The organism is Aeromonas sp. 84A (assembly GCF_051919345.1).
In the GTDB taxonomy this organism is placed as follows: Bacteria; Pseudomonadota; Gammaproteobacteria; order Enterobacterales; family Aeromonadaceae; genus Aeromonas; species Aeromonas veronii.
In genome coordinates, this window is record NZ_JBQBEW010000001.1 from 2,590,023 (window position 1) to 2,615,689 (window position 25,667).

The window sequence follows — 25,667 nt, forward strand, 5'->3', positions numbered from 1 at the left end:
GTCTTGCTCACCGGGACTATACGACCAATTTATCTCGTAGGATGCGATGATTTTTTATGACATCAGAATGTTAGCCTGGTCCCATATCCGCTGGTTATAAGGGGTATAACCAGCGTGTGACAGCGGGAGCCTTTAGACTGCAGGCCTCAAAACAGCAATTTTGCAGGTGGTGCAGTTATGGTGATTACTCAGGGTCCACAGTTCAACGGCAAGGCATCCAAGCGGATGCATGTGATGGCCAAACCTATCGGGGCCGTGTGTAACATCGACTGTACCTACTGCTACTACCTCAGCAAGCAGGATCTGCTGGAATACAAGAAGGGGTGTTCGCCCCAGATGGATGAGCAGACCCTTGAGACATATATCCGTCAATATATCGAGGGGCAGAATACCCCCGAGATCATCTTCTCCTGGCAGGGGGGCGAGCCGACGTTGCTCGGGCTCGACTATTTTCGCAAGGTGGTTGAGTTGCAGCGCAAATACCAGCCGCAAGGGGTGGTGATCGCTAACGATCTGCAGACCAACGGCATCCTGCTCAACGATGAGTGGTGTGAATTTCTGGCCGCCAACAACTTTCTCATCGGTCTGAGCATCGATGGCCCCGAGTTGCTGCACAACGCCTATCGGGTCAACCGAGCGGGGCGCGGTACCTTCAATCAGGTGATGGCGGCGGTGGCGTTGCTGCATAAATACAAGGTGAAGTTTGCCACCCTGACTTGCGTCAACAACCTCACCAGCAAGAATGCGCTGGAGGTTTATCGCTTCCTGCGTGATGAGGTGAAGTCGCCCCAGATGCAGTTTATCCCCATCGTCGAGCAGAAGAGTTTTCGCACCACCGCGCCCCAGACCTGGCAACCGCAGGAGCAACTCAAGCAGGGGGACAAGCGCCTCAATCCCTGGCACAAAAAATCGGTGGTCGAGCCCTGGTGCGTCTCGGCCGAGGGGTGGGGGGATTTTCTCATCACCATTTTCGATGAGTGGGTGCAGCGGGATCTGGGACGGGTCTTCGTGCAATATTTCGAGGCGAGTGTCGAGACCTGGATGGGACGCAAGAACCCCCTCTGTACCTTGGGGGAGATCTGCGGCAAGGGGCTGGCGATGGAGCCCAACGGCGATGTGTTTGCCTGTGACCACTATGTCTATCCCAAGTACAAGATCGGCAATATCCACCATCAGCCGCTCAGTGAACTGGCGTATTCGCCCGCCCAGCAAGCCTTCGGCTTTGCCAAATCGCGCAGCCTGACCCGCCAATGCCAGCAGTGTGACTACCAGTTTGCCTGCTATGGGGAGTGCCCGAAGAATCGCTTTATTCGCACCCACGAAGGGGAGGCAGGTCTGAATTACCTCTGTGCCGGTTGGTACAAGTTTTTCAGCCATATCGATCAGTCGATGGCCTATATCCTGCGCCGTGCCGGTTACCCTGTGGCCCATGGCAAGTATCGTGATGCGGGGATGAATAACGGCGTCATGACACATGGTCAGAGGAAATAAGCGATGCAGAGCATGTTGAGTCGCTGCGAGTTCCGTCACACCCGCTCCGGCACCATGGGCGCCTTGTGGTTGGCCCTTGGCATGACCCTGTCTGGCGCAGCGCTGGCGGTAGCCAGCCCTGCGCCGCCGGTCACCTCATCAGCGAATGGGGTACCCACCGCATCCGTGGCGGCCAGTGCCCCCTCAGCCGCCCAGATCCAGCAGTGGGCCTACAGTGCGCAGGATATCTCCCTGCCAGCGGTGGAGCGGGCCGATGCCCTGCGCCAGCTGGCGGCTTATCCGAACCAGAACAGTCTGGTGGCGGTGGCCAGAAGCCTGCGTGATGAGCACGCATTGGTGCGCGAAGCGGCGGTGATTGCTGCCGATCCCTATCAGTTTGCGCACCGCTGGCGACTGCTCTCACCACTGCTGGCTGACAGCAGTGCCGAGGTTCGCCGCGCCGCTACCCTCAATCTGGCTCGCGATTATGGCGCCATGAATGAGGGGCAACTGAGCGCCATTGGCCAGCCGCTGGCGGAGGTGAGCGAGTATCTCGCCCGGCAGCAGGACCCTGCGCAGCAGCTGTTGCAGGCAGATCTCTATCGCTGGACCCGGCAGTGGGACAAGGCGCAGGCAAGCTACGAACACCTGCTGGCCAATCAGCCCGATAATCCCCTGATCTGGCTTGGTCTCTCTGACAACTTGCGGGCCCAGCAACGGGATGCCGAGGCGCTGGCCTTGCTCAACAAGGGGATCCTTGCGCTGCCGCAGAATGCCAACCTCCATTACGCCAAGGCGCTGACCCAGGTGCGCCTCGATCAGAAGAGCGAAGCGGCAGTCACCATGGCACAGGCGGCGGAGCTCGCTAGCAATAACAGCTACTTCTGGTATCTCAACGGGGTGCTGCAAGAGCCGCAGGATCTCGAGAAAGCCATCGGCTCGTTCGAGCTGGCCTACCGGATCTCCGGCGCGCCGGAGCAGCTCTATGCGGTGTGCGATATCTACCTTCGCCACGATCACCCCAAGAGCGATGCCTGCATGAGTGAACTTGGCAAGATTGCGCCCCCCGAGGTGCTGGCCGAGCTCAATAGCAAGCGCGCGAGCAAGACGAGCGCGCCGCCGGTTTCCGCTGGCCAGTGATGGCTGCCACTTCTCTTACTGCACAGGTCAAGTTATGACGATCATACCGTTCAAATGCGCAATTCCGTTGCTGGCGACCACCCTGCTGGTGGCTGGCTGCACTCTCTCGGTCAAACAGGGTAACCAGCCGCCCCATCCGCTGCGACAGAAGGTTGAAGCGGACATGGTGCTGGTGGAAGGGGGCCGTTTTGAGATGGGCTCCAACGACCCTGCCGCCAAAGCGAGCGAAGGGCCGCAGCATACGGTCTCGCTCAACAGCTTCTACATGGCAAAATTCGAGGTGACCCAGGCCCTGTTCGAAGCGGTGATGGGCCCCTCCATCAGCTATTTCCAGGCACCGGATGTACCGGTCAACAACCTCAGCTGGCAACAGGCCAATCTGTTTGTGACAAGGCTCAATGAGTTGACCGGCGCTCACTACCGCCTGCCCACCGAAGCTGAGTGGGAGTATGCAGCCAAGGGGGGCAAGCTGAGTAAAGGCTATCGTTATAGCGGCTCCGATCAGATTGATGAAGTGGCCTGGTACAGCGGTAACGCCAAGAATCGCGCCTATCCGGTGGGGCTGAAAAAGCCCAACGAGCTGGGGCTATACGACATGACCGGCAATGTGGGGGAGTTTGTGGCTGATGCCTATGAAGAGACCTTCTATCGCCATAGTCCTCAAGAGAACCCGAACAATGCCCAGGAGAGCAAGAGCCACCTCGCCCATAAGTCGGTGCGAGGCGGCAGCTACGCCTATGAGGCTGAATTGTCTGAAAATTTCCGGCGTGATTTCGCCAGCCAGTCGGTGATGATGGCTGACATGGGATTGCGACTGGTGCGAGATGCCCGTTAGGGCTGAACGATGGAGGTGGTCAGCCCCAGCTCGCTGACCACTTCGAACAGCTGCTGGCGCAGCCAGCGGTGACCCGCCTCGGTGGTCCGGCTGGGATGCCAGATGGCCGACAGGCTGAATACTGATTCCTCGAAGGGGAAGGGGAGTACCCGCACATCATACATGCCGGCAAAGGTATTTATGATGGAGGTGGGCAAGACTCCGATGATCTCGCTGCACGCAATGATGGGCAGCATCTCCATGGCGGTCGGCACCCGTACCACGATATTGCGGTTGGCCATTTGCGGCAGGTGCTCGGCAGTGATCATGCTGCCTCTGACCTGCCACTGGGCCAACGCCACATGCTCCTCGGTAAAATAGGCCTCCACCGTCAAGTCGCTGCCCAGTCGCGGGTGGTTGCTGGCACACACCACCTTCACCTGCTCGCCATAGAGCACCTCGCTCTTGAGCATGCTGCGCCCGCTCTGGGTCATGTCGATGATGAGATCATAACGCTGCATCCGCAGGTCACTCTCCATATCCTCGGTAAAGAGGGGATGCACCTCGAGCGAAATACCTGGGGCGTGTGCCCGGATCTTGCACAGCAGCGCCGGGACCAGTTGGGCGCTGACCAGTCTGACACAGGCGATGGAGAAGACTCGCTGGGAAGTGCGCGGATTGAAGGTGCGCGAGGTCGAGAGGGTCGAGCTGAAGTTTTTCAGCGCGGCCGCCATCGCCGGATAGATGTCGATGGCAAACGAGGTGGGCTCCATCCCCACGACCTTGCGATTAAACAGAGGATCACCGTAGATCTCCCGCAGTCGCTTGAGGGCCTTGCTGACGGCGGGTTGGCTGATTTCCATGCGTGTCGCCGCCCGGGATAGGCTGCGCTCTTCATAGATGGCGACAAAGATCGGGATCAGGTTCAGCTCGGTACTTCTGATGTCTAACAAGAGAGGCCTCGTTACATGCTCGTGGAAAAATCACACTGCCTTGGCACTGCCGGGTAGCCGGAGGGGAGAACCTGCCACACCAGTCAGGTGGCGTGGCAGCCAGCGGGTATCCCACTTTGGCAGTGTAATGAAGTGGGCAAAGTGGGACAACCAGTGCAGGGGGTGGTTGCTGCGTGGCGCACTTTATTTATCTGTTTGCGTTGCTGGATGACTGATCCGCTGAGGTCGGTTTGCCAGTCAGGGGGGGCAATTCCGGCAGGGCCGCTTGCCAGCCGACAATGTGGCCCAACCGTGAGCGGATGTTGCCATGACTGGTGCCCCGTCGCCTTTGCAGGCGCAGCAGCAGGCGCAAGCCCATCCTGAGCGCATCAGCCCGATCAAGTGGATCTTGCTGGAATACAGCCTGTTGTTGCTGCCAAACCGGATCGGAACTGACACGACTAAGTTCCAGCCAACCCCTCTTGGCCCGCAGATAGCGATAGGCTAGTACCCGCACCGCCCCCCACTGCCTGCTCCAGATGGCGGCCCCATATTGCCAGCCGAGCGGGCGAGGGTGGTGACGGTAGTAACGGGCTATAGCCTGGAGCGCCAGCACCAGCAGGGCTACACCACCGGCTACTCCAAGCAACCGATGCCAGTAGGTCGCCAGCCAGGAGGCGGGAGAGTGGCGCACTTGCAGGGTCAGCCCGGGGAGGGTCAGGGTTTGCAGCTGGCCAGTCTGGCTGTTCCACCAGGCAAGCTCCAGCGCGGGCATGGTCAACTCACCACCGCGCTGCACGATATAGGTAGTCTGATCTTCCCGTGTCGAGAGGTACTCCCCCCGCTCCTGGGTATCGTTCAGTCGGGCTTGCGCCGGATAGGCCTGTACCCGCCCATCGCTTGCAAGCGGAGTGATCAGCGGCGGGATCAGCACCGAGAGGGTATCCTGTCCGTTGGCGGTAACAGTTCGGGTGATAGCATCCCCCACCCGCAGCTCGCCGTCAGCATGGTCATCCGCAGAGCGCTGCCAACGCTGGCTCAGGGTGAGATTGCTGGCGCTCAGCCAACGCCCGCCGACCGTCAGGGCTGGGTCGGGCAGAGCGGCGGCAAAACGCTGAGGGTGGCTGGTGAGGGTGATCTGCCGGGAGCCCCCTTCAGGGCGCGCCACGGTGGCCCGAACCGCGATGGCGGGGATCTCGAACTGGCCGGATTGCTGGGGATAAAGCGTCAGCTCCCAGCGCTGGTGCGACCAGGTCTCGCCATTGCGGCGCAGGGTGAAGTTGGTCGCCAGCTCGCTGCGCTGCTTGACCATGACCCCCGGCAGCTCGAACTGGCCGATGCGGGTACCCGCGGTAAACCAGCGGTTGGTGGCCAACTCCAGATAGAGGGTGATCTGTTGGTTGACGGCATAGGGGCGCTTCTCCCCCCCCTGATCTTTCAGCCAGCTCTTGAGGGTTACCTGAGTGGCGTCAGTCGCATCAGAAGCCTCGGCAGCCTGTGCTTCGACCGTGAGCAGCACGGCCCCGAGCAGGGTAGCAGTCACCATATATCTGCACAGCCAGTGGCGGAGTTTATTGTGCCGGTTGCACATGGGTAGGCTCCTTGTGGGTGGCAGAACGAGGACGGGCGGTTGCGCCCGTTTGCTGTGCGTGTAGCTGGAGGCGGAATTTGGCTTGCAGGAAGTCACTGGGATCAGACTCCACCCGGCGCAGCCACTTTTCGGCCTGCGCCGGATTGGCCAGGATCTGATCTGCGCTCAGGGTTTCGCGCGCCATCAGGGATGAAACCACGGTCTCTTCCGCTCCGTCGGCACTGCGTGGCTCTTCATCGGGCAGTTCACTGGAGTGATCAGGTCCATCCGGCGTGCCGGTCTGGCTCTGACTGGCGCGGTTGATCTCGTCAACAATCCGGCTCATCACCTGATAGTTGTGGGCGGCTGATTGGCGCACGTTCGGGTCGCTGGCCTCGTCAGCCAGTTGTCGGAACAGCCGGCGGGCGGCCAGATACTCACGCTGTCTGGCGAGGGCATTGCCGGCATAGAGCAGAGCCTGTTCTGAGTCGGCTTGCAGGAATGCTGACTGAGCCAGCGCAAACTCGGCGCCATAGTAGTAGGCCACCCCTTTGTAGAAGGGATCTTCATAGTGTTTAGCCGCCTCCAGATAGTCACCTTGCTGGAAGTACCACTGCCCCTGCTGATCCGGGGTGAGCCAGAGGTTGAACCACTGCTGTTTCAGCTCCTTTGCCCAGTGATTGATCGCAGGCTCTGTCGGCTCTACGGGCGCCAGCGAGAAGGTGGTGGCCTGCGCAGGCGTCGTCTGTAACAGGGAGAGACTGATGGCTGCCACCAGACCCCACTGCACCAGCCAGCCTTTGCGAAACCAGAGCAGCAACAGGGTGACGACCGGAAAGAGCAGGTAGTAACCCATGTCCTGCCAGGGCATCAGGGAGTCGTTGTGGATCAAAAAGTTGCGTTCAATCCCCCGGTTGATGCGCTCTACGTCGCCATTATCTACCGTCATGGTGAGCAGGGTGCCATCGCTGTCACTGGCCAGTCGCCGTAATGAGGCAAGCTCCAGCGGGCGTTTGCCACTCAGTGCCGGGTCGCCAGCGGCCAGGATCAGCAGCTGACGGGATTGACCACGGAAATAGTCAGCCAAGGGGGCGATGGCGGAGGGGCTGATGCCATCACTCACCAGCAAAACGGTGCTGCCGGTCTCATCGGCCAGAAGTTCGGTGAGCAGCGGGATCACCTGTTCGGTGCGCTTGCCCGCTTTAGGCATGATCTCGGGACGGATGGCGGCGAGGATAGGGTCATAGACGGCATTGTCACGGGTCAGCGGCATGGCGGTGTGGGCCGAGCCGGCAAAGACCACCAGCCCGTTGCGCCCGCCATCGCGGGTCGCCAGCAGATCGCTGATCTTCTGCTTGGCCCGCGTCAACCGGTTGGGGGCGATATCCGTTTCCAGCATGGAGTCGCTGTTATCGAGCAGGATCAGCAGGGCGCCCTGATCTTCGCCAAAGGGGGAGGGTTCACGGCTCCAGGTCGGCCCTGCGCAGATCAGGATGGCGAGCCCCATCAGCAGCCCCAGCACCTTGAGGGGCAGGTTCTTTTTCCAGCCGGTTTCCCCCAGCGTCAGCGCCTGGCGCAGATGGGGCGGCAGCCGCTGTTGCCAGCTGTTTGCTTCATCCATGCGCCAGCGCAGCAGCAGGATTGCGACAAGGGGGAGCAAGGCCAGCAGCCACCAGGGGCGCAGAAAGTGGGCATTCAGCCAGAGCTGTTGCCAGTAGAGAGGATCCATCATGGCGTGTCTCCTGAGAGAGCAGTGCGCAGGCGGTAGCGCCTGAGGGTCAACAGGGAAAAGAGGGTGAGATAGAGGACGACGCTGACGGCGATGAGGTAATGGTGCAGGCTTTCGCGAGTCTGAAAGCGGGTGCTTTCGTAGCGTTGTGGCTCCAGCTCACCGATCACCTGATAGGCGCGCGTCAGCTGCGCCTCATCAAGAGCCTGAAACAACTGGCCGCCGGTCAGGGTCGCCAACTGTTGCAGGGTATCGAGATCGAGTGCCTGTTCGCCGACGGTTGCCGGATCCCCCATGGCGATAGTATGCAGCCGCACACCGTTGACCGCGGCTACCCGGGCCGCATCCCGCGGGCTGACAAAACTGCCGGTGTCGTTGCCATCGGTAAGGATGATGGCGACTTTCTCCCGCTTGGCGCTGTTCTGGTCTAGTTGCCCGTGGCGATCACTGTTGTTGAACACTTTGATTGCCAGACCGATGGCATCCCCCAGATGGGTACTCTGGCCTGCCATGGCGACATCGGTCTCCTGCAGCAGGGTTTGCCAGGTGTCGAGTTCGGCGGTAAACGGCGCTTGGAGAAAGGCGGCATCCCCAAACAGGATGAGCCCGAGTCGATCTCCTTTACGCGTTGCAGCAAATTGTTTAAGCACCTCTTTGGCGGCGTCGAGCCGACTGAGGGACTTGCCGGGGTCGGGGGAGAAGTCGGTCTCGGCCATGGAGCCGGAGAGATCCAGCACTATCATCACATCCCGCCCGAACCGCTCGCGCACCTGAGGCGGGCCATAGATGGTGGGCTTGGCCAGTGCCAGCACCGCTAACAGCCAAACGGTGATCAGGGCGATCCGCTGCCACCAGCTGGCAGTCAGTTGGGTTGCCCCCTCACGCGGCGGTTCATCCAGCAGATCGCTCAGCAGATCGAAGAAGGGCACCTTGATGGCACTCTGCCGGGTGCGATAGGCCGGAATAAGGCGAAACACCAGCAACGGCAGGGGCAGCAGCCAGAAACAGTGGGGGTGGGCAAACTCGAGACCGGCCTCAAGCATGACGGGCCTCCGTCGCCAACGAGGCTGTTTGTATTGGAGTCTGGTGGTGGGCAAGCCAGTCGTTGCAGAGGGAAACGAGGCAGAGCTGATCACTGACGCTTAACACCACCTGATCACAGACCAGCGATACCAGCCAGCGCTCCCCCAGTTCGGTAGCGAAACGGGGTTGCCTATCAGCCATGGCATTGTCGAGGGTCTGCAGCAATGCCATGCCAAACAGCTTGCCGTGCCGGGGATCTAGGTGGGTCAACACCTGCTTGATCAGGTGAAACAGCGCCAGACTGGCCCCGGCATCAGACCAGTTGATCGTGCGCAGGGCCGCCTGTGCTTCACGGCGGTAACGCTGTTGCCACCAGCGCTGTGCCCGGTGATAGAGCCAGAGCAGCGCCAGCGCCCCCAGGCTCAGCGCCAGCAGCAGCCAGCCTGCGGTTTGCGGTTGCCAGCTGATGGTGGGTGGTACGGTCACGTCCTGCAATTCGCGCAGCATATAGGTGCCGGGCAGCTTGTGGTTCATCAGTGATCTCCTCCCAATGCGGTAATGAGGCGGGCGAGGTGGTGGCCACCGGTGTCGAGGGTGATAAGCGGCAATCCCTTGAGGGCCATCAGTCGCAGCAGTTGCTCTTTTTTCAGCTGCTGCTGGCGGGCTAGCCCCTGATCCAGCACAGGGATCTGGTGGGGCGCAATATTGAGCTGGTACTGGCCATCGCCGACTACCCAGCTGGCGCCAGCGGCTGTGGTCGACAGGGTCGACTCGAGGGGATCGGCGATGTGTAGTGCCAGCACATCGTTGTGCTGCTGCAAGTAACCGAGGCGGGTCAGGTCGGCCTCGGTGACGCCTGCCCAGTCGCTGAGAAAGATCAGGGTGGTATTTTTCAACTTGAGGCGGCCCAGCATCGCCAGCAGGGGGGTCAGACCGGTCGCCTCGCTGTCGCGGCTGGTGGCCGAGAGAGCATGATTGGCGGCACAGAGCTGGCGCAGCCCTGCCAACCAGTGGCCACGGGAGCGCTGGCCGCGCAGCCACGCCACGCCATCGCAGTGCAAAATGGCGAGCCCGACCCGATCGCTCTCTTTGAGTACTTGCCAGCCGAGCAGGGCAGCCACTTCGGCGGCCACCACCGACTTCATCACCTCCACCGAGGAGAAGAACATGCCGCTGCGCTGATCAACGCAGAGGATCACGTGACGATCTTTCTCTTCGCTATAACTGCGCACATGTGGGCGGCCGGTGCGCAGGGTCACTTTCCAGTCCAGGGTGCGAATATCATCCCCTTGCTGATAGTGGCGCAGCTCTTCAAAGTTGAGCCCACGGCCGCGAAAGCGTGACGGGTGGCGGCCGCACAGCAGGTTGCCGCTGTTTAGCCTGGGTAGCAGTGAAAACTGGCCGACCAGCCCCTGTAGCCGGACCAGTGTCAGGTAGTCGCAGTGGATGCGGGGGTCACCACTGGGCGGTTGCCCGCCCTGTGTCAGCCTGTCATGGGATAAGGAGCGAGATGTCATGGTATCGCTTACCCGATGACGACGTGATCGAGCAGAGTCATCACCACCTGCTGGTGATCCACCCCATCTGCCAGCGCGTCATAGCTGAGGGTAAAGCGGTGGCCAAGCACGCTGGGCACCATGGCGCGCACATCGTCGGGCAGCACATGGTTGCGCCCTTGCAGCCAGGCATAGGCGCGGGCGCACTTGTCCAGAGCAATGGATGCGCGGGGGCTGGCGCCGACCGCAATCCACTGTGGCAGCCCGGTGGCCGGGTAGCGATCGGGGTGTCGGGTCGCCATGACCAGCGCAATGATGTAGTGCTCCACCAGCGGTGAGACCGTCATGGCCGAGAGCTCTGATCTGGCCTGCAAGATGAGTTCAGGGGAGAGGGGGGCGAACCCCTCGTTCTGCTGGCGGGTACCGCGCTCTTCGGCCCGCACCAGCCGAATGATGGCAAGCTCTGCCTCATCATCGGGGTAGGCGACCGAGACCTTGAGGGCAAAACGGTCCATCTGGGCTTCTGGCAGCGGGTAGGTCCCCTCCTGCTCGATGGGGTTCTGGGTGGCCAGCACCATAAAGAGCTCGGGCAGGCGATGGCTCTTGTCACCGACGGTAACGGTGCCTTCTGCCATCGCCTCCAGCAGCGCCGCTTGTACCTTGGCGGGGGCGCGGTTCACTTCATCGGCCAGTACGATGCTGTTGAAGATGGGGCCTGGCTGGAAACGCAACTGGTGGGCTCCGTCATGCTCCTGATACATCTCGGTGCCGGTCACATCGGAGGGGAGCAGATCGGGGGTGAACTGAATGCGGCCGAAGCTGGTATTGAGGGCTTCTGCCAGCGCCTTGATCGAGCGGGTCTTGGCGGTGCCGGGCAAACCTTCAAGGAGCACGTGGCTATTGGTCAGCAGGCCGATGACCAGGGCGCGGATCACATGGGACTGGCCGACCACACTGTGACCAACCTGTTCGATGAGTTGCGAGATCTGTTGTTGCAAGGGGTTCATAGGGTTTTCCACAGGGTACATTTAACGAGACAGAGATAGGGCTAGGAGGGGGCCAACGGGTTTTCAATTTCCAGCCGGCACGGGGCGTCCGGCTGGAAATTGAAAACGCCCACCAGAGAGTGATGGGCGTTGGAGTCACCGCCTTACTTGATGGTGGCGACTTTTTGTTTGAGTGCGTCCAGCTCTGCCAGTTTGCCCTTGAGCATCAGGCTCTGGGAGCTAATGCTGGCCGGGTTCATCTGGAAGCTCTGCTGCATCGGGTAGTTGGGCAGAGTGTCGAAGAACTCTTTCAGGATCCCCTGCGCAGGTACGAACAGCCACATGTTGTCTGCCATCCAGCGCAGATACATGCCTGACTCATGCGGTGCCTTCTCGAACGGATCTGCGCGCAGGTTGATGATCTGCGGCCAGTTCGGAGTCACACGCGCCGCGTCGGTGATGTTGCCCTCCATGGTGGCAAAGTTAAGCTTGAAGTCATTCCAGCGCACGGCGTTGAGTTCGCCGTTTGAGGAGAAGTAGAGCATGGAGTTGCGTGGGGAGGTGTCAGCTTTTCCTGCGAGGTACGGCATGAAGTTGTAACCGTCCAGTTTCACCCGCCACTGTTTGCCGTTGGCCTTGTAGCCCTTGGCCAGCTTCTCTTTCACATCCGGTACACCGGCAGCGGCCAACAGGGTCGGCATCCAGTCCTGATGGGCCATCATGGCGTTGACCTTGGTGCCTGGCTTGATCACGCCCGGCCAGCGAACCAGTTGCGGAACCCGCATCCCGCCTTCCCATGTGGTGCCTTTTTCGCCGTAGAATGGGGTGGTGCCGCCATCCGGCCAGCTGACGGTCTCGGCGCCGTTGTCAGTGGTGTAGATCACGATGGTGTTGTCGGCGACCCCCAGCTCGTCCAGTTTGTCGAGCAGGATCCCCACCTGATCATCGTGCTCCAGCATGCCATCGGCATAGATGCTGACACCGGATTTACCCTGATACTTCTCTTGCAGACGGGTCCAGACGTGCATGCGGGTGGCGTTGTGCCAGATGAAGAAGGGCTTCTTGGCCTTGACTGCTTTCTCCATGAACGCCAGCGAAGACTCGAGGAACTCTTCGTCAGCATGTTCCATGCGCTTGCGGGTCATGGGGCCGGTATCTTCAATCTTGCCGTCGGCAGAAGATTTGATGACGCCGCGTGGGCCGAACTTCTTCTTGAACTCCGGATCTTTCGGGTAGTAGTAGGTTTCCGGTTCTTCTTCTGCATTCAGGTGATAGAGGTTTCCGAAGAACTCGTCGAAGCCGTGCTTGGTCGGCAGGTGCTGGTTCTGATCGCCCAAATGGTTCTTGCCGAACTGAGCCGTCATGTAACCTTGCTCTTTGAGCAGATCACCGATGGTGGGTGCCCAATCCGGAATGCCGTGGGTGGATCCGGGCATGCCGATGGTCAGCAGACCGGTACGGAATGGCTCTTCACCGGTAATGAATGCGGCACGGCCGGCGGTGCAGGATTGCTGACCGTAGTGATCGGTAAAGAGGGCCCCTTCATTGGCGATCCTGTCCAGGTTCGGGGTCTGGTAGCCCATCATCCCCTGGTTGTAGGCACTGATGTTCCAGTAGCCGATGTCATCGCCCATGATGGCAAGAATATTGGGCTTGGCGGCTGCTGTGGCACTACCAGCGGTGGCCATTAAGGCAAGGCTCATGGCTATTTTGTTTATTTGAATGGCCATTATTGGCTCCACTCCTAATCTGATGTGAATTGGTACACAAAATGGGCGATGAAAGCAGCGTGCGTTTAACTCGGTGGAAATATCATCCCGTGCAGGCTGTTGGAGGGGATGGAATACCCGGATGGGCACATTCTCCTTTATCGCTATCGTTATGACCTGCAAAGAGTGATATGACCTGAATAGCCCGAGTTAACCGCAGCTTGGAAATCAGCTTTCAACAGTTTCACTCTATAAATCCCGTTTATCCTTGTCGCCTTATAGCGAATATAACCGCTGGTTATCCGATATTTTCTCTCCAACCCTTTGGTCGCAGGCTATCTGGTGGACTGGAGCGAGCATGGGAAACTGTATCCAGAAGGCGGAGGTGTCTACCGCTATCGATGGCGACAAGGCGAATAAATGGGTGATGGAGTTCACAGTTTGGTTAATTAATTTGGGGATGGTGGCAGTTATGGGCGTTGTGGTGTGCCTTTATTTAAAATTCTTACTGGCAAACCGAGCACTCTTTAATTCTGATTAAGTCATAATTAAGTAAAGTGGAGGTGTTGATTGTTTCGTTCAGATATGCGTTTTAAAAATGCTCACAATCTCTACGCGAGATTTAAAAAGTCTACTTGCATATTTTTGAATGGATAAATATGACTTGAATGGGAGTGGCCAAATAAATCCAGCTGTGATCTTTGTCTTTTCAAGGTGCCAAGGTCATAAATGCCTATAAAAACAAGGTAAAAGGCTCGGCTATTGACTAAGTTGATAGAAGGCGAGGCATAAAACAGCGCCAGTTTGATACGACAACATCGCATGGGACCCGGATCATGGACAGAGCGCAGGGCACAGCCCCCTTTTCATTGCAAGTGGATCTAAGGCAGGTGGTGTATGCCCTGTCAGCCTCGCTGGATCTGGTGGGCATTGGCGATGTGGCCCACGGTAAACGGGTCGGGATTATGGCTGCCGAGTGCAGCCGGGAGCTGGGGATGAGTGAGGCCGAACGCTGTCTGCTGTTCGAGCTGGGGGTGCTGCATGATATCGGTGTCTCCTCGACCATCACCCATCACCATCTGGTCAGCGAGTTCGATTGGGAGTCCTCCCAGCGCCACTGCGAGGTGGGATATCAGCTGCTCAAGGATTTCCGTTTGCTGGCCCCGCTGGCCCTGCCTATCCGTTATCACCATACCCACTGGCACCTGTTGCGCGAGATGGCCGATGTGGACCCCAATGTAGCTCGTCAGGCCAACCTTATCTTTCTGGTGGATCGCTGCGATGCGTTGGCGGCGCCCTACTATGGTGATGGTTCATTGTTGATGCATACCAACGAGATCCGCGCACGCCTGCAGGATTTCCGTGACGAGTTCTTTGCCCCCGAGCTGGTGGATGCTTTCCTCAAGGCGTCTCGCTCTGAGGCATTCTGGCTGCAGCTGGAAGCGCGCTCCATCAATGATTACATGCTGGAGATGCTGCAGGTGCGGGAGCCTTGCCTGACCTTCAACGGGGAGCTAAAAGCGCTGGCGCAGATCTTCTCCGGCATTGTCGACGCCAAAAGCCCATTCACGATGACGCATTCACTCGGTGTGAGCAGGTTGTCTCGGGCATTGGCCGAGCAGATGGGAGTCAGTGCCATCCATTGCGACATGCTGGAGATCGCCGGTTTGCTGCATGATCTGGGCAAGCTCAGGGTGCCGGACGAGATCCTCGACAAGCCTGCCAGCCTGACGAAAGAGGAGCGGGCCATCATCAATACCCACAGCTTCGAGACTTACCAGATCCTGCGTCATATCGAAGGGTTTGAGGAGATTGCCTGTTGGGCGGCCTATCACCATGAGGAGCCTGACGGGGAGGGCTATCCGTTCCACCTGCCGGCATCCGCCATGGCGCTCGAAGCGCGGATCCTGCGGGTCGCTGATATTTTTCAGGCAATGGTGCAGGACAGACCTTATCGCCGCGGTCTGCCGGCTCGTGACGCATTGACCTTTATGCAGCAACTGGCGGATCAGGGGCGGGTCGATCCCGCTGTGGTGGCGGTGCTGGCCGATCACCTGCCGCAGATGATGATGGCAGCCATTCCGGATCGCGAGCCGGATCATGACACCAATTGAGGGAGAGGCTGGCCGCTGACTCATACTGCCGCGAGCCAGCTATGCTTGGAACAAGCCGAGCATGGTGCCGGTACCGGCGCACAAGACGCCAGCTTGATGGACTACCGTAGGGGAGCAGATATGGAATCGCTAAAAGCCAAGGATTATATGCAGAGCAGACCCATCACCTTCACTGCCGACATGATGGTGCAAGCTGCGGTCGAGAAATTTCTGAACAGTCATCAGCTCGGTGGCCCGGTGGTGGATGGGCAGGGCCATCTGATTGGCTGGATCTCCGAGCAGGATTGCATCGCAGTGCTGCTTAAGGAGGCCTATCACTGCGAACAGGTGGCGCAGGTCAAGGATGTGATGCGCAAGGAGGTGTTGTCGGTGGGACCCGATACCAGCATTTTGAGTCTGGCGGAGATGATGATGGGGCAAAAGCCGAAGATCTATCCGGTAGTGGAGGAAGGGCGTCTGCTCGGTGTCATCAATCGCCACAACGTCATGCAGGCCATTCACGCCCAGCTCACTACCTGTTTTGTCCATCACACCCACGGTTAACCCTGTTTTTCTCTCTCCCAAGGCAAGCTTCGGCTTGCCTTGGCATATTTCATATGCTGCCATTTATTCGTGTTATGCCATCTTACAATAATTGTTCTGCCATATATGAGGATCGGCCAATCTCTCTGTCTTCCCATATATAACGCTACGTTAAGGCTTGCACCGCCCCCGCTCGCTCTTTAGGATCGCTCCCAGCTTATCGATATGGCCCCTCTGGGCACTTATTTTAAGGAATTCCTACCTTGTCTCTCTCTATCGAGGCGCTGCGCCGCCGTCTCTCTGCCTGCATGAACCTCGACGCCCGCCGCCTTTCCAGCCGTCTGCACGGGGTCAAGAAGCTGCCTGAAGGCAAACAGGCTGCCGTGCTGGAGACCATCGCTGCCGATCTGGATGCCGCGCAAGCGCGCTATCAAACCCGTCTGGCCGGTGTGCCCAAGGTCACCTATCCGGACAACCTGCCGGTCAGCCAGAAGCAGGCTGAGATCGCCAAGGCCATTCAAGAACATCAAGTGGTGATCATTGCAGGGGAAACAGGCTCGGGCAAAACCACCCAGATCCCCAAGATCTGTCTGGCCCTCGGGCGTGGGGTCAAGGGCTTCATCGGCCACACCCAGCCGCGCCGTCTGGCGGCCCGCACTGTGGCGGCCCGTATTGCCGAGGAGATGGAGTCCGAACTCGGTCACTACGTGGGTTACAAGGTACGCTTTACCGATCAGGTGAGCGAGCAGACCCACATCAAGCTGATGACTGACGGTATTTTGCTGGCGGAGATCCAGAACGACCGGATGCTCACCCAGTACGACACCATCATCATCGATGAGGCCCACGAGCGCAGCCTCAATATCGACTTCATTCTGGGCTATCTCAAGCAACTGCTGCCCAAGCGCCCCGATCTCAAGGTGATCATCACCTCGGCCACCATAGACCCGCAACGTTTCTCCCGCCATTTCAACAAGGCGCCGGTGATCGAGGTCTCCGGTCGCACTTATCCGGTGGAGGTGCGCTACCGTCCGCTATTTGTTGATAAAAAAAGCAGTGACAAGAGCGAAGGTCTTGAAGAGCGCGACGAACTGCAGGGCATCTTCGACGCAGTGGAAGAGCTGGCCCGCGAGGGGCTCGGGGACATTCTTATCTTCATGAACGGCGAGCGGGAGATCCGCGATACCGCCGATGCCTTGCGCAAGCTCAATCTGCGCGACACCGAGGTGCTGCCGCTCTACGCCCGCCTCTCCAACGCCGAGCAGAACAAGGTGTTCCAGCCCCATGCTGGGCGGCGCATCGTGCTTGCCACCAACGTGGCGGAGACCTCGCTGACGGTGCCGGGCATTCGCTACGTCATCGATCCGGGCACAGCCCGCATCAGCCGCTACTCCTGGCGTACCAAGGTGCAGCGCCTGCCCATCGAGCCGGTCTCCCAGGCCAGCGCCAACCAGCGTAAAGGGCGTTGCGGTCGGGTGGCGGACGGCATCTGTATCCGCCTCTACTCGGAGGAGGATTTTAACAGCCGCCCTGCCTTCACCGACCCCGAGATCCTGCGCACCAACCTGGCCTCCGTCATCCTGCAGATGCTGGCGCTCGGCCTTGGCAATATGGAGGCTTTCCCCTTCGTCGAGCCACCAGAGTCGCGCCATATCAAGGATGGCCTGACTCTCTTGAAAGAGCTGGAGGCGGTGCGCGAGCTGCCCGCCACCGGCGAGCGCGAAGCCAAGTTGCAGCTGACCGAGACCGGTCGCCAGCTCTCGCGCATCCCCCTTGATCCGCGTTTGGCGAAGATGGTGATCAGCGCGGCGCAGACCGGCTGCTTGAGCGAGGTGATGGTGATCACCGCGGCCCTCAGCATTCAGGATCCCCGTGAGCTACCCATGGAGAAGAAGCAGGCCGCCGATGAGCAACACAGGCGCTTTGAGGACAAGGATTCCGACTTCTTCGCCTTTGTCAATCTGTGGAACTACCTGAAAGAGCAGCAGGATGCCCTTGGCAGCAACCCGTTTCGCCGCATGTGCCAGAAGGAGTTTCTCTCCTACCTGCGGGTGCGCGAATGGCAGGACATTCACTTCCAGCTGCGTCAGACGGTCAAGGAGCTTGGTTTTAAAGCCAACCATGAACCGGCAGATTTCAAGACGGTGCACTGCGCGCTGCTGACCGGCCTCTTGAGCCATATCGGCAACAAGGATCTGGAAAAACCGGAGTTTCTCGGCGCCCGCAACGGCCGCTTCCACCTCTTCCCGGCCTCGGGTCTGTTCAAGAAGCCGCCCAAGTGGGTGATGGCAGCAGAATTGGTGGAAACCTCGCGTCTCTACGCCCGCATCAACGCCAAGATTGAACCCGAGTGGGTAGAGCCGCTGGCGGGTCATCTCATCAAGCTGCACCACAGCGACCCCCACTGGTCGAAGAAAAACGGCGCCGTGATGGCCAAGGAGAAGGTGACGCTGTATGGCCTGACACTGGTCAACGAGCGCACCATCAACTTCAGCCGTATCGATCCGGCGCTGTGCCGCGAGCTCTTTATACGCCGCGCGTTGGTGGAGGGGGATTTCGAGACCCGTCACCGTTTCTTCAGCGACAATCGCAAGCTCTTGGCCGAGGTGGAGGCGCTGGAGCACAAGTCCCGTCGGCGCGACATCCTGGTGGATGACGAGGACTTGTTCCGCTTCTACGATGCTCGTTTGCCGGAGGAGGTGATCTCCTCCCGCCACTTCGACAAGTGGTGGAAAGAGGCGCAAAAGCGGGATCCCGAACTGCTCAACTTCGAGAAAGAGATGCTGATGAAGGGGGATGCGGCCCACATCAGCGATCTCGACTACCCCAACTTCTGGCAGCAGGGGCGTCTCAAGCTCAAGCTGACCTATCAGTTCGAGCCGGGGGAGGCCGCCGATGGCGTGACCCTGCATATCCCGCTGCCGCTCCTGAATCAGGTGGAGGTGAAGGGGTTTGAGTGGCTGATCCCCGGGCTGCGCCACGAGCTGTTGGTGGCCCTTATCAAGTCGATGCCCAAGCCGATGCGCAAGAATTTCGTGCCGGCGCCGAACTACGCCGATGCGCTGCTTGCCAGCATCAACCCCGAGCAGGGACCGCTGCTGGACGAGATGGAGCGTCAACTTCGCCGGATGACCGGCGTGACCGTGCCCCGCGAATCCTGGGACTGGAATTCGGTGCCCGATCACCTGAAACTCACCTTCCGGGTGGTGGACGACAAACACAAGAAAGTGGCGGAAGGGAAAGACCTGGAGGCATTGAAAGAGTCCCTGCGTGGCAAGGTACAGGAGACCCTGTCACAAGTGGCGGACGATGATATCGAGCAGTCCGGCCTCACTCTGTGGAGCTTTGGCGAGTTGCCTCAGGAGTACAGCCAGAAGCGCGGCGGCTTCGAGGTGAAAGCTTATCCGGCGTTGGTAGACGAGAAAGATTCGGTCGCCATCCAGCTGGTGGAGAGTCCGGTGGTGCAGCAGCAGCTGATGTGGGCCGGTCAGCGCCGGCTGGTGCTGCTCAACGTGCCATCTCCCATCAAGTATCTGCAGGAGAAGCTGCCCAACAAGGCCAAGCTCGGGCTCTATTTCAACCCGTTTGGCAAGGTGGCGGAGCTGATTGATGACTGTATCGCCTGTGGCTGCGACAAGCTGATTGAGCAGCATGGCGGACTGGCTTGGGACGAGGTCGGTTTCGAGGCGCTCAAGGAGTTTGTCCGTGCCGAGCTCAACGATGCGGTGGTGGAGGTAGCCAAGCAGGTGGAGGCCGTGCTGACGCTGTCCCATGAGATCAAGAAACGGCTCAAGGGCAAGATGCAGCTCGACACCGCCTTTGCCATGTCCGATATCCAGCAGCAGCTCGGCAACCTTATCCACAAGGGCTTTGTCACCGAGACCGGCTGGCAGCGGCTGCCGGACCTCTTGCGTTACCTGCGGGCCATCGAGCGTCGCCTGGAGAAGCTGGCTATCGATCCCAACCGAGATCGGGTCTACATGCTCAAGGTGCACAGTGTGGAGTCGGAGTACAAGGCGCTGCTGGCCAAGATCCCCAAATCCCAGCTTGTTCCCACCGAGGTGGCCAATATCCGCTGGATGATCGAGGAGCTGCGGGTGTCGTTCTTTGCCCAGAATCTGGGGACCCCTTATCCGGTCTCCGATAAACGGGTGCTTAACGCCATCGCTCAGTGCTAAGCTGCTATCTAACTGTTTTAACAGCATGATAGCGGGTGCTGAGAAGGGGTTGCCGGTCAGGTAGCCCCTTCAAACCGCAAGTCAGGGAGGCAAGGATGCTGGGGATCTGGTTGAGTGTGGCGCAGGTGGTGATCAGCGGTTATCAACCCATCGCGGAACAAACCTGGGTGCAGTTGAACCCGGAATATTACCCGCTGGCGCGCACGCCGCCTGCGATGTTTGTGGCCTGGCGTGGCAATCAGTTTCCGCCGCTGGCCCAAAAGCAGAAGCACGGTCGCTGGCAGATCCTCTTTCCCGCCCGGCTTGTCCCCCCTTTCGATCTGTTCGAGGGGGAGGCGCAGCTCTCCAAAACCTATCTGGCAAGGCTGCGGCGCATCGACGAGATGGCTTACGGGGTTGTCCCCGGGCAGGCTGTTGCGGCTGGTGCAATCGTGCAGCAGGGGAGTGGGTCCCCTGCTTATTACGCGCAACCTGTCGCGCCCTTTATCGCCGAGTTCCGCACACCTCAAGACGCGTTCGGTGGTGTTGATATGCCCAGCGACCCCGACGAGAGCGAACCTCTGCTCGCTCAGCTGGGGGTGACCTTTCGCACAGCGGGGATGAGTGGTACCCAAGGAGATGAGGGACTAGCGAGCGCCCATATGGCACTCGCCAGCCACACGGCTAGCTTATCCGCAGGCAGTGACGCCATGCTTACCCTCTCGGCTCCTGCGGCCGGCGGTCCACAAACTGTGTGTCATCAGGTCGCAGCAGGGGAGACCCTGTGGCGTATAGCGAATCAGTTATCCAGCGCCCAGGGAGCAGATACCTACAGCTATTTGCTGGCGCTGGTGGCTGAGAATCAGCCGCGGCTTGGCAAGAGCATTCGGGTCAGAACGGGGGAGGGACTCTACTGCCCGCGCGCCGAGACCCTGGCGCGGTTTGATGCCCTGAGCCCAGCCCAGCGTCAGCAGCAATTCGCCCGGTTGGAGCAGGGGCGCTAAATGCAGAGTCGGTGCCTTGTATCCGAATTTTGCCCGTGGTAGTATTCGCGCTCGTTTTGCGAGGTGCTGACCGGTCGCAGTTAGCACCATAAATTCATCCAAAAGAGATACATACTATGTCTTTCGTATTCCAAGCTGAAGTCCGTTCTGACCTGGGGAAAGGTGCGAGCCGCCGCCTGCGTCAAGCTGACCAAGTTCCTGCCATCGTTTACGGTGCAGGCAAAGAAGCCCTGTCCATCACTGTTGACCACAAGAAAATGATCCTGGCTCAAGAGAAGCCGGAATTCTATGAGTCTGTACTGACTCTGGTTATCAACGGTGAAGAAGTTAACGTAAAAGTGAAAGCTATCCAGCGTCACCCGGTACGTTACAAGCTGATCCACCTGGACTTCGTTCGCGTTTAATTGCGAACCGTCAGGTTGAAGAAAAGCCACTCTCAGGAGTGGCTTTTTGCTATCTGGCATCTTGTGAGCGGGCGGAAAGGACTTACCTGATAAGCCAACGAGGCGGTTATCCCAGCTGGCTAAGGGCCTGTTGGCAGCGCTGCTCGGCAGCATCCAGCTCCAGCAGTACCATCCTGATATCTTCCATCTGCTGTTGCAGTGTCTCCCGTTTCTCCTCAACCAGTCCCAGCATGGTCTGTAACTGGGTGCGGCTGCTCTTGTCGGCATCATAGAGATCAAACAGCTCGCGGATCTCGGCGAGGCTGAATCCGAGCCGCTTGCCGCGCAGGGTGAGCTTGAGGCGAACCCGATCCTGCTTGCTGTAAATGCGGGTTTGTCCCTCTCGGGCGGGATTGAGCAACCCCTGATCCTCGTAGAAACGGATACTGCGCGTCGTAATATCAAATTCCCGGGCCAGCTCACTGATGCTGAAGCGCCGTCCTTCATCCTTGTTGTTCATACAGACTTCTTGGCGAACTAAATCCTGTTTGCACCTTACCTAAACGTAAACTGCACTGCAACTCTTGTTCCATTGCGTCAGAACCCCTATGTTATGGTCATGTAACAAAGAGAGGCAGGCAAATGGATATTGCAATTGTGGCGGCAAAACGGACTCCGATGGGGGCGTTTCAGGGGGCATTGGCAGAGGTAACTGCGCCTGAGTTGGGTGCCGGTGCCATCGAGGCGGCACTGCAGCAAAGTGGGCTGAGTCCGGAGCAGGTCGATGAAGTGTTTATGGGCAATGTGCTGGCGGCGGGCGTGGGGCAAGCGCCAGCCCGGCAGGCGTTGTTGAAAGCAGGGTTGCCAGATAGTGTGCCTGCTACCACGGTCAACAAGGTGTGCGGATCCGGCATGAAAGCAGTGATGCTGGCGGCAGATACCATCCGCCTTGGTGACAACAGGGTGGTGGTCGCGGGGGGGATGGAGAGCATGAGCCGTGCCCCCTATCTGCTGGATAACGCCCGTAGCGGCTTTCGGATGGGGCATCAAAAGGTGCTGGACCACCTATTCCTCGACGGTTTGCAAGATGCCTATGATGGCCAGCTGATGGGGATACATGCCCAGCGCAGCGCCGATCAGGCCGGTTTGACCCGCACTGCCATGGATGAGTTTGCCCTGGCGTCATTGCAGCGGGCCCGCGATGCGCAGCAAGCCGGCGCGTTTGCATCCGAGCTGGCAAGTGTCTATCGCGATGATCGCTTGTTGCTGGCCGAAGACGAGCAGCCCGGCAAGGGCAAACCGGAGAAGATCCCGACCCTGAAGCCTGCGTTTGGCAAGGAAGGCTCTATTACAGCGGCCAATTCAAGCTCCATCTCGGATGGTGCGGCGGCGCTGATATTGATGGATGGCGCCACGGCGCAAGCCTGGCAGGTACCAGTGCTGGCACGGATTGTCGGTTATCAGAGCCATGCAGCATTGCCCGCCGAGTTTACCTCTGCACCCATTGGCGCCATTTCACGCTTGCTGGCGCGTCTGGCATGGTCGGTGGAAGAGGTGGATCTCTTTGAGATCAACGAGGCCTTCGCCATGGTCACCATGCTGGCCATGAGCGGGGTCGGCATCCCTCATCACAAGGTTAATGTGCATGGTGGGGCCTGTGCACTCGGTCATCCGTTGGGGGCGAGTGGCGCGCGCATTCTGGTGACGCTGATCGCCGCGCTGCGGCAACGGGGTCTGCGGCGAGGCGTAGCCGCGCTCTGTATCGGGGGCGGGGAGGCGACCGCTATCGCGGTCGAAGTGAATGATGAGGCGAATTAATTGGTGGCTTCCATCGCCAGCAGTTGTTCCGTGACCCAGGTGGTGGCGGCCAGATAGAGGTGACTCACCTTATCCTCGCTCAGCCCCAGGCGGGCTGTTCTGGCCGTGACCCGTGACCAGTTGGCGCTTTCGTAATCTTCACAAAATGCGAGGTAGAAACCGAGATTGCCTTTGCGCTCCAGCAGCGCCAGCCGAATATCGTCGATAAGAGGGATAGTGCCGAGCAGTTTGTCCATCGGCTGCTCCATCAGTACATCCAGCAGGGAGAAGAGACCGGTGATAAAGGCTTGTTGTGCCTGCTGGCTCGGGGCGTGGGCATGAGCCAGCAGTTCACAGAATCGGGCACGGATCATCGACATCTGGTAGAGTTCGGCGCTCTTGCCCTTGCCGGCGCTGGTCGCGGCTACTAGCGAGACAAAGCGCTTTAGCTGGGTGTTGCCCAGATAGATGGCAGCCTGGCGAAATGACGAAATAGGGTTGGTGTGACCTTTGAGATGGTTGACATAGCGCAACAGCTTGAGGGAAAGGGAGATATCCTGACCGAGCAGCTGCTCAATCTTGTTGATATCAGGCTCTGCCTCGTTGACCACGTTGAGCAACTGCATCACCACGACTTGCGCAGGCTCCATGGTGGCTTGCTTGACCATCTCGGGTCTGCTGAAGAAAAAGCCCTGGAACAGCTGGATCCCCAGCTGTTTGACCCGCTCGAACTCCGCCTTGTCCTCTACTTTTTCCGCCAGATAGGTGAGCCCCAGCGTCTGATGCCGCTGGATAAACACTTTGATCTGCATCAGGGGGGTGGCACGAAGATCAAACTTGATGATGTGGATAAAGGGGAGGAAGCGCTCCCAATCCGGCGACATGGTGAAGTCATCGAGTGCCAGTTGATATCCCAGCTTGTGCAACTGTTTCACCTTTTCCAGCAGGGCATCATCCGGTGGGGAATCTTCCAGGATCTCAATCACCACTTTTTCGGGCGGCAGGCACTCTGCCAATCCTTCCAGCAGCAGTGAGTGGGGGAAATTAATAAAGCAGGGGCGGCCGCCCAAGAGCTGATCGATATTCTGTTGCAGGAACTGTTCGACCACCAGGCGTGACGTCGCCTGTTGGGAGGAGATGCTCGGGAAGACATTATTCAGACTATCGCGAAAGAGCAGCTCATAGGCATGAGTTTTGAGGTCTCTGTCGAGGATCGGCTGTCTTGCTACGTAGGAATACATGCCTTGCTCCAGTAAAGGTACTGGGTTGATTTTATGGTGTTGCAGAACACTATGCCAGTGTTCACCTTATTGGGTAAGGCAATAATTGGCATAGCGTTTTTTGCAGGGAAGGAATTTAGAAGAGATAGCTCAATTGTGCACCTGCCAGCCAGGCATCCCCTTCAGAAGTGCCCTGGAAGGTGGAGGTCGTCATCGGATTACCCGGTTGCAGCTCCATTTTTTCAGTGACATCCACCTTTTTGCCATCGATCAGGGTCAGCCCCAGATCCACGGTCAGGTTGGGCGTGAACTGATACCCCATTCCCAGGCTGTACCAGAGGCGATCGGCATCCGGGATGGAAATGGTACGACGATCGGCTGGCACCGGGCTGGCGTCATAGGCAACGCCGGAGCGCAGTTGCCACTTGGGAGTGACCTGATAGGTCATACCGATGGCGTAGCGCCAGCTATCTTCCCAGTGCTCGTCCTTGATGTGCATGCTCTGCAAATTGTTGAGATCAGCTTCCAACTGAACGAATTTGCTCCAGTTGGTCCAGTTCAGGCTGCCGTGGATAGCCAGCTTGTCAGTCAGCTGATGGAATGCCGCCAACTCTGCCGTCGCTGGCAACGGCAGATCCAGACTGCCGGTATCTCTGATCTCGGTAACGGAGCCATCTGCATTGGGGCGGCCCACGATAGCATCTCCCGAGAGGGTCAAAGTGACATCGTGACGGTAGGAGAGGCCAATTCGGGTTTGTTCGGACAACTCCAGCAAAGTGCCGACATTCCAGCCCCATGCCCAGCCGTCCCCTTGCAAATGTTTTGCGATCAGGTTGCGAGAAGGGAAGGTGCCACCGACTTCGCCTTCGCCCTGAATAGCAGAGATCCCGGCACCAATTGACCACATCTCATTGATGCGATAGGCGAGTGAGGTACCCAGATCCATGGTCTTGATATCGGAGACATTGCCAAAGTGTCCCGCGCTGTAGTTATCCGGCATCTTGACGCCAAGGCCGTAGTAAGAGGTTGCCGAGAAGCCTAGTCGCCACTGCTCATTGAGTGGAATGATCAGATAGGCGTTGGGTACCCAGGCTGCGGCGGCGATATCGTGTGCACTGGCATCGGAGGTGACGATGCCGGCTTTGGTCGGCAAGCGGGTGTTACCTTCAATATTGACGTCAGGACTGACATAGATGACTCCGCCAGAGAGCGCCATCTGATCGAAGCGGGTCATGGCTGCTGCATTGCGGGAGAGCACACTGGCGTTATCCGCGATGGCGGCCTCACCGGCAAAGGCGCGTCCCAGGCCTGTAGCGGACTGTTCAGCCAGCTGGAATCCAGCGGCATGAGTCTGACCCGCGATCACCAGCAGGGCGATGGCGGACGGTTTGATGATGGGATGCATGGCAAAATCCTTGCTGTTACCCGAAGGTTCAATAGGTCATATGAATGGAGGCAGGATTTTATATGGTATGACCAGTAAGGCAACGATAATGGCCAGTATCTGGATAAAACGAGATTAAATGCTGGGATGATGCACTCTAATAGATTGATTAGAAAAGAAAAATATACACGTGTGTGCTACATGTGTGCGCTGAGAT

The 25,667-nt window shown here is 58.8% G+C and carries 21 protein-coding genes; 10 read left to right on the plus strand and 11 right to left on the minus strand.

Annotated elements, in window-relative coordinates:
- Window positions 1-177 precede the first annotated feature (177 nt).
- Genes ACTG20_RS11815 through ACTG20_RS11825 form a run of 3 tightly spaced genes read left to right on the plus strand, consistent with a single transcriptional unit; the run spans window position 178 to window position 3,445 of the window.
- Entirely contained in the window at window positions 178-1,491 is a 1,314-nt protein-coding gene (locus tag ACTG20_RS11815; RefSeq protein ID WP_194496203.1) for an anaerobic sulfatase maturase, read from the plus strand.
- A gap of 3 nt (window positions 1,492-1,494) precedes the next feature.
- Window positions 1,495-2,610, plus strand: coding sequence for a tetratricopeptide repeat protein (locus ACTG20_RS11820; RefSeq protein ID WP_194496204.1), 1,116 nt, complete (start codon window positions 1,495-1,497; stop codon window positions 2,608-2,610).
- A 34-nt stretch (window positions 2,611-2,644) separates the two neighbouring features.
- Window positions 2,645-3,445: a formylglycine-generating enzyme family protein gene (locus tag ACTG20_RS11825; RefSeq protein WP_110303098.1), complete on the plus strand. Its 801-nt coding sequence runs from the start codon at window positions 2,645-2,647 to the stop codon at window positions 3,443-3,445.
- Here ACTG20_RS11825 and ACTG20_RS11830 read toward each other — a convergent pair.
- The 8 genes from ACTG20_RS11830 to ACTG20_RS11865 form a co-directional block, all read right to left on the minus strand.
- Window positions 3,442-4,377, minus strand: a complete 936-nt coding sequence (locus ACTG20_RS11830; RefSeq protein ID WP_110303097.1) for a LysR family transcriptional regulator — start codon at window positions 4,375-4,377, stop codon at window positions 3,442-3,444. The genes ACTG20_RS11825 and ACTG20_RS11830 overlap by 4 nt on opposite strands.
- Before the next feature lie 187 nt (window positions 4,378-4,564).
- A complete protein-coding gene (locus ACTG20_RS11835; protein WP_234915281.1) occupies window positions 4,565-5,902 on the minus strand; it encodes a BatD family protein in 1,338 nt (445 codons plus the stop codon).
- Window positions 5,903-5,927: 25 nt separating this feature from the next.
- A complete protein-coding gene (locus tag ACTG20_RS11840) occupies window positions 5,928-7,658 on the minus strand; it encodes a VWA domain-containing protein (RefSeq protein ID WP_194494814.1) in 1,731 nt (576 codons plus the stop codon).
- Window positions 7,655-8,698: a vWA domain-containing protein gene (locus ACTG20_RS11845; protein WP_194494813.1), complete on the minus strand. Its 1,044-nt coding sequence runs from the start codon at window positions 8,696-8,698 to the stop codon at window positions 7,655-7,657. The genes ACTG20_RS11840 and ACTG20_RS11845 overlap by 4 nt, the downstream gene beginning before the upstream one ends.
- Complete coding sequence (locus ACTG20_RS11850; RefSeq protein ID WP_151286763.1) at window positions 8,691-9,212, minus strand: DUF4381 family protein; 522 nt, start codon at window positions 9,210-9,212, stop codon at window positions 8,691-8,693. The genes ACTG20_RS11845 and ACTG20_RS11850 overlap by 8 nt, the downstream gene beginning before the upstream one ends.
- Window positions 9,212-10,195 carry a DUF58 domain-containing protein gene (locus ACTG20_RS11855; protein WP_194494812.1) on the minus strand — a complete coding sequence of 328 codons (984 nt, stop codon included), beginning with the start codon at window positions 10,193-10,195 and terminating at the stop codon, window positions 9,212-9,214. The genes ACTG20_RS11850 and ACTG20_RS11855 overlap by 1 nt, the downstream gene beginning before the upstream one ends.
- Window positions 10,196-10,203: 8 nt before the next feature.
- Window positions 10,204-11,181, minus strand: a complete 978-nt coding sequence (locus ACTG20_RS11860; protein WP_439987674.1) for an AAA family ATPase — start codon at window positions 11,179-11,181, stop codon at window positions 10,204-10,206.
- Between the two features lie 143 nt (window positions 11,182-11,324).
- Entirely contained in the window at window positions 11,325-12,863 is a 1,539-nt protein-coding gene (locus ACTG20_RS11865; RefSeq protein ID WP_223849303.1) for an arylsulfatase, read from the minus strand.
- Window positions 12,864-13,227: 364 nt separating this feature from the next.
- Here ACTG20_RS11865 and ACTG20_RS11870 point away from each other — a divergent pair, with 364 nt between their 5' ends.
- From ACTG20_RS11870 to rplY, 6 genes are all read left to right on the plus strand, one after another.
- Window positions 13,228-13,410, plus strand: coding sequence for a hypothetical protein (locus ACTG20_RS11870; RefSeq protein ID WP_439987675.1), 183 nt, complete (start codon window positions 13,228-13,230; stop codon window positions 13,408-13,410).
- A gap of 295 nt (window positions 13,411-13,705) precedes the next feature.
- Window positions 13,706-14,983: an HD-GYP domain-containing protein gene (locus ACTG20_RS11875; RefSeq protein WP_439987676.1), complete on the plus strand. Its 1,278-nt coding sequence runs from the start codon at window positions 13,706-13,708 to the stop codon at window positions 14,981-14,983.
- Window positions 14,984-15,103: 120 nt separating this feature from the next.
- Window positions 15,104-15,526, plus strand: a complete 423-nt coding sequence (locus ACTG20_RS11880; protein ID WP_005333273.1) for a CBS domain-containing protein — start codon at window positions 15,104-15,106, stop codon at window positions 15,524-15,526.
- A gap of 242 nt (window positions 15,527-15,768) precedes the next feature.
- Entirely contained in the window at window positions 15,769-19,683 is a 3,915-nt protein-coding gene (gene hrpA / locus ACTG20_RS11885) for an ATP-dependent RNA helicase HrpA (protein ID WP_194494809.1), read from the plus strand.
- 95 nt (window positions 19,684-19,778) lie between these two features.
- Window positions 19,779-20,666: a hypothetical protein gene (locus ACTG20_RS11890; protein WP_194494808.1), complete on the plus strand. Its 888-nt coding sequence runs from the start codon at window positions 19,779-19,781 to the stop codon at window positions 20,664-20,666.
- A gap of 116 nt (window positions 20,667-20,782) precedes the next feature.
- On the plus strand, window positions 20,783-21,070 hold the full coding sequence (rplY, locus tag ACTG20_RS11895) for a 50S ribosomal protein L25 (protein ID WP_005333252.1): 288 nt from the start codon (window positions 20,783-20,785) through the stop codon (window positions 21,068-21,070).
- Window positions 21,071-21,176: 106 nt separating this feature from the next.
- On the opposite strand, the gene ACTG20_RS11900 is transcribed toward rplY, so the two are convergent.
- Window positions 21,177-21,569 (minus strand): MerR family transcriptional regulator, encoded by a 393-nt coding sequence (locus ACTG20_RS11900; protein WP_005360322.1) that lies wholly within the window; start codon window positions 21,567-21,569, stop codon window positions 21,177-21,179.
- Window positions 21,570-21,691: 122 nt separating this feature from the next.
- On the opposite strand from ACTG20_RS11900, the gene ACTG20_RS11905 reads away from it, so the two are divergent.
- A complete protein-coding gene (locus ACTG20_RS11905) occupies window positions 21,692-22,867 on the plus strand; it encodes a thiolase family protein (protein ID WP_194494807.1) in 1,176 nt (391 codons plus the stop codon).
- Here the strand turns inward: ACTG20_RS11905 and ACTG20_RS11910 are convergent.
- Together ACTG20_RS11910 and ACTG20_RS11915 are read right to left on the minus strand one after the other, a co-directional pair.
- A complete protein-coding gene (locus ACTG20_RS11910) occupies window positions 22,864-24,087 on the minus strand; it encodes an EAL and HDOD domain-containing protein (RefSeq protein WP_005333249.1) in 1,224 nt (407 codons plus the stop codon). The genes ACTG20_RS11905 and ACTG20_RS11910 overlap by 4 nt on opposite strands.
- A gap of 115 nt (window positions 24,088-24,202) precedes the next feature.
- Complete coding sequence (locus ACTG20_RS11915) at window positions 24,203-25,471, minus strand: OmpP1/FadL family transporter (protein WP_439987677.1); 1,269 nt, start codon at window positions 25,469-25,471, stop codon at window positions 24,203-24,205.
- Between the last annotated feature and the right edge of the window lie 196 nt (window positions 25,472-25,667).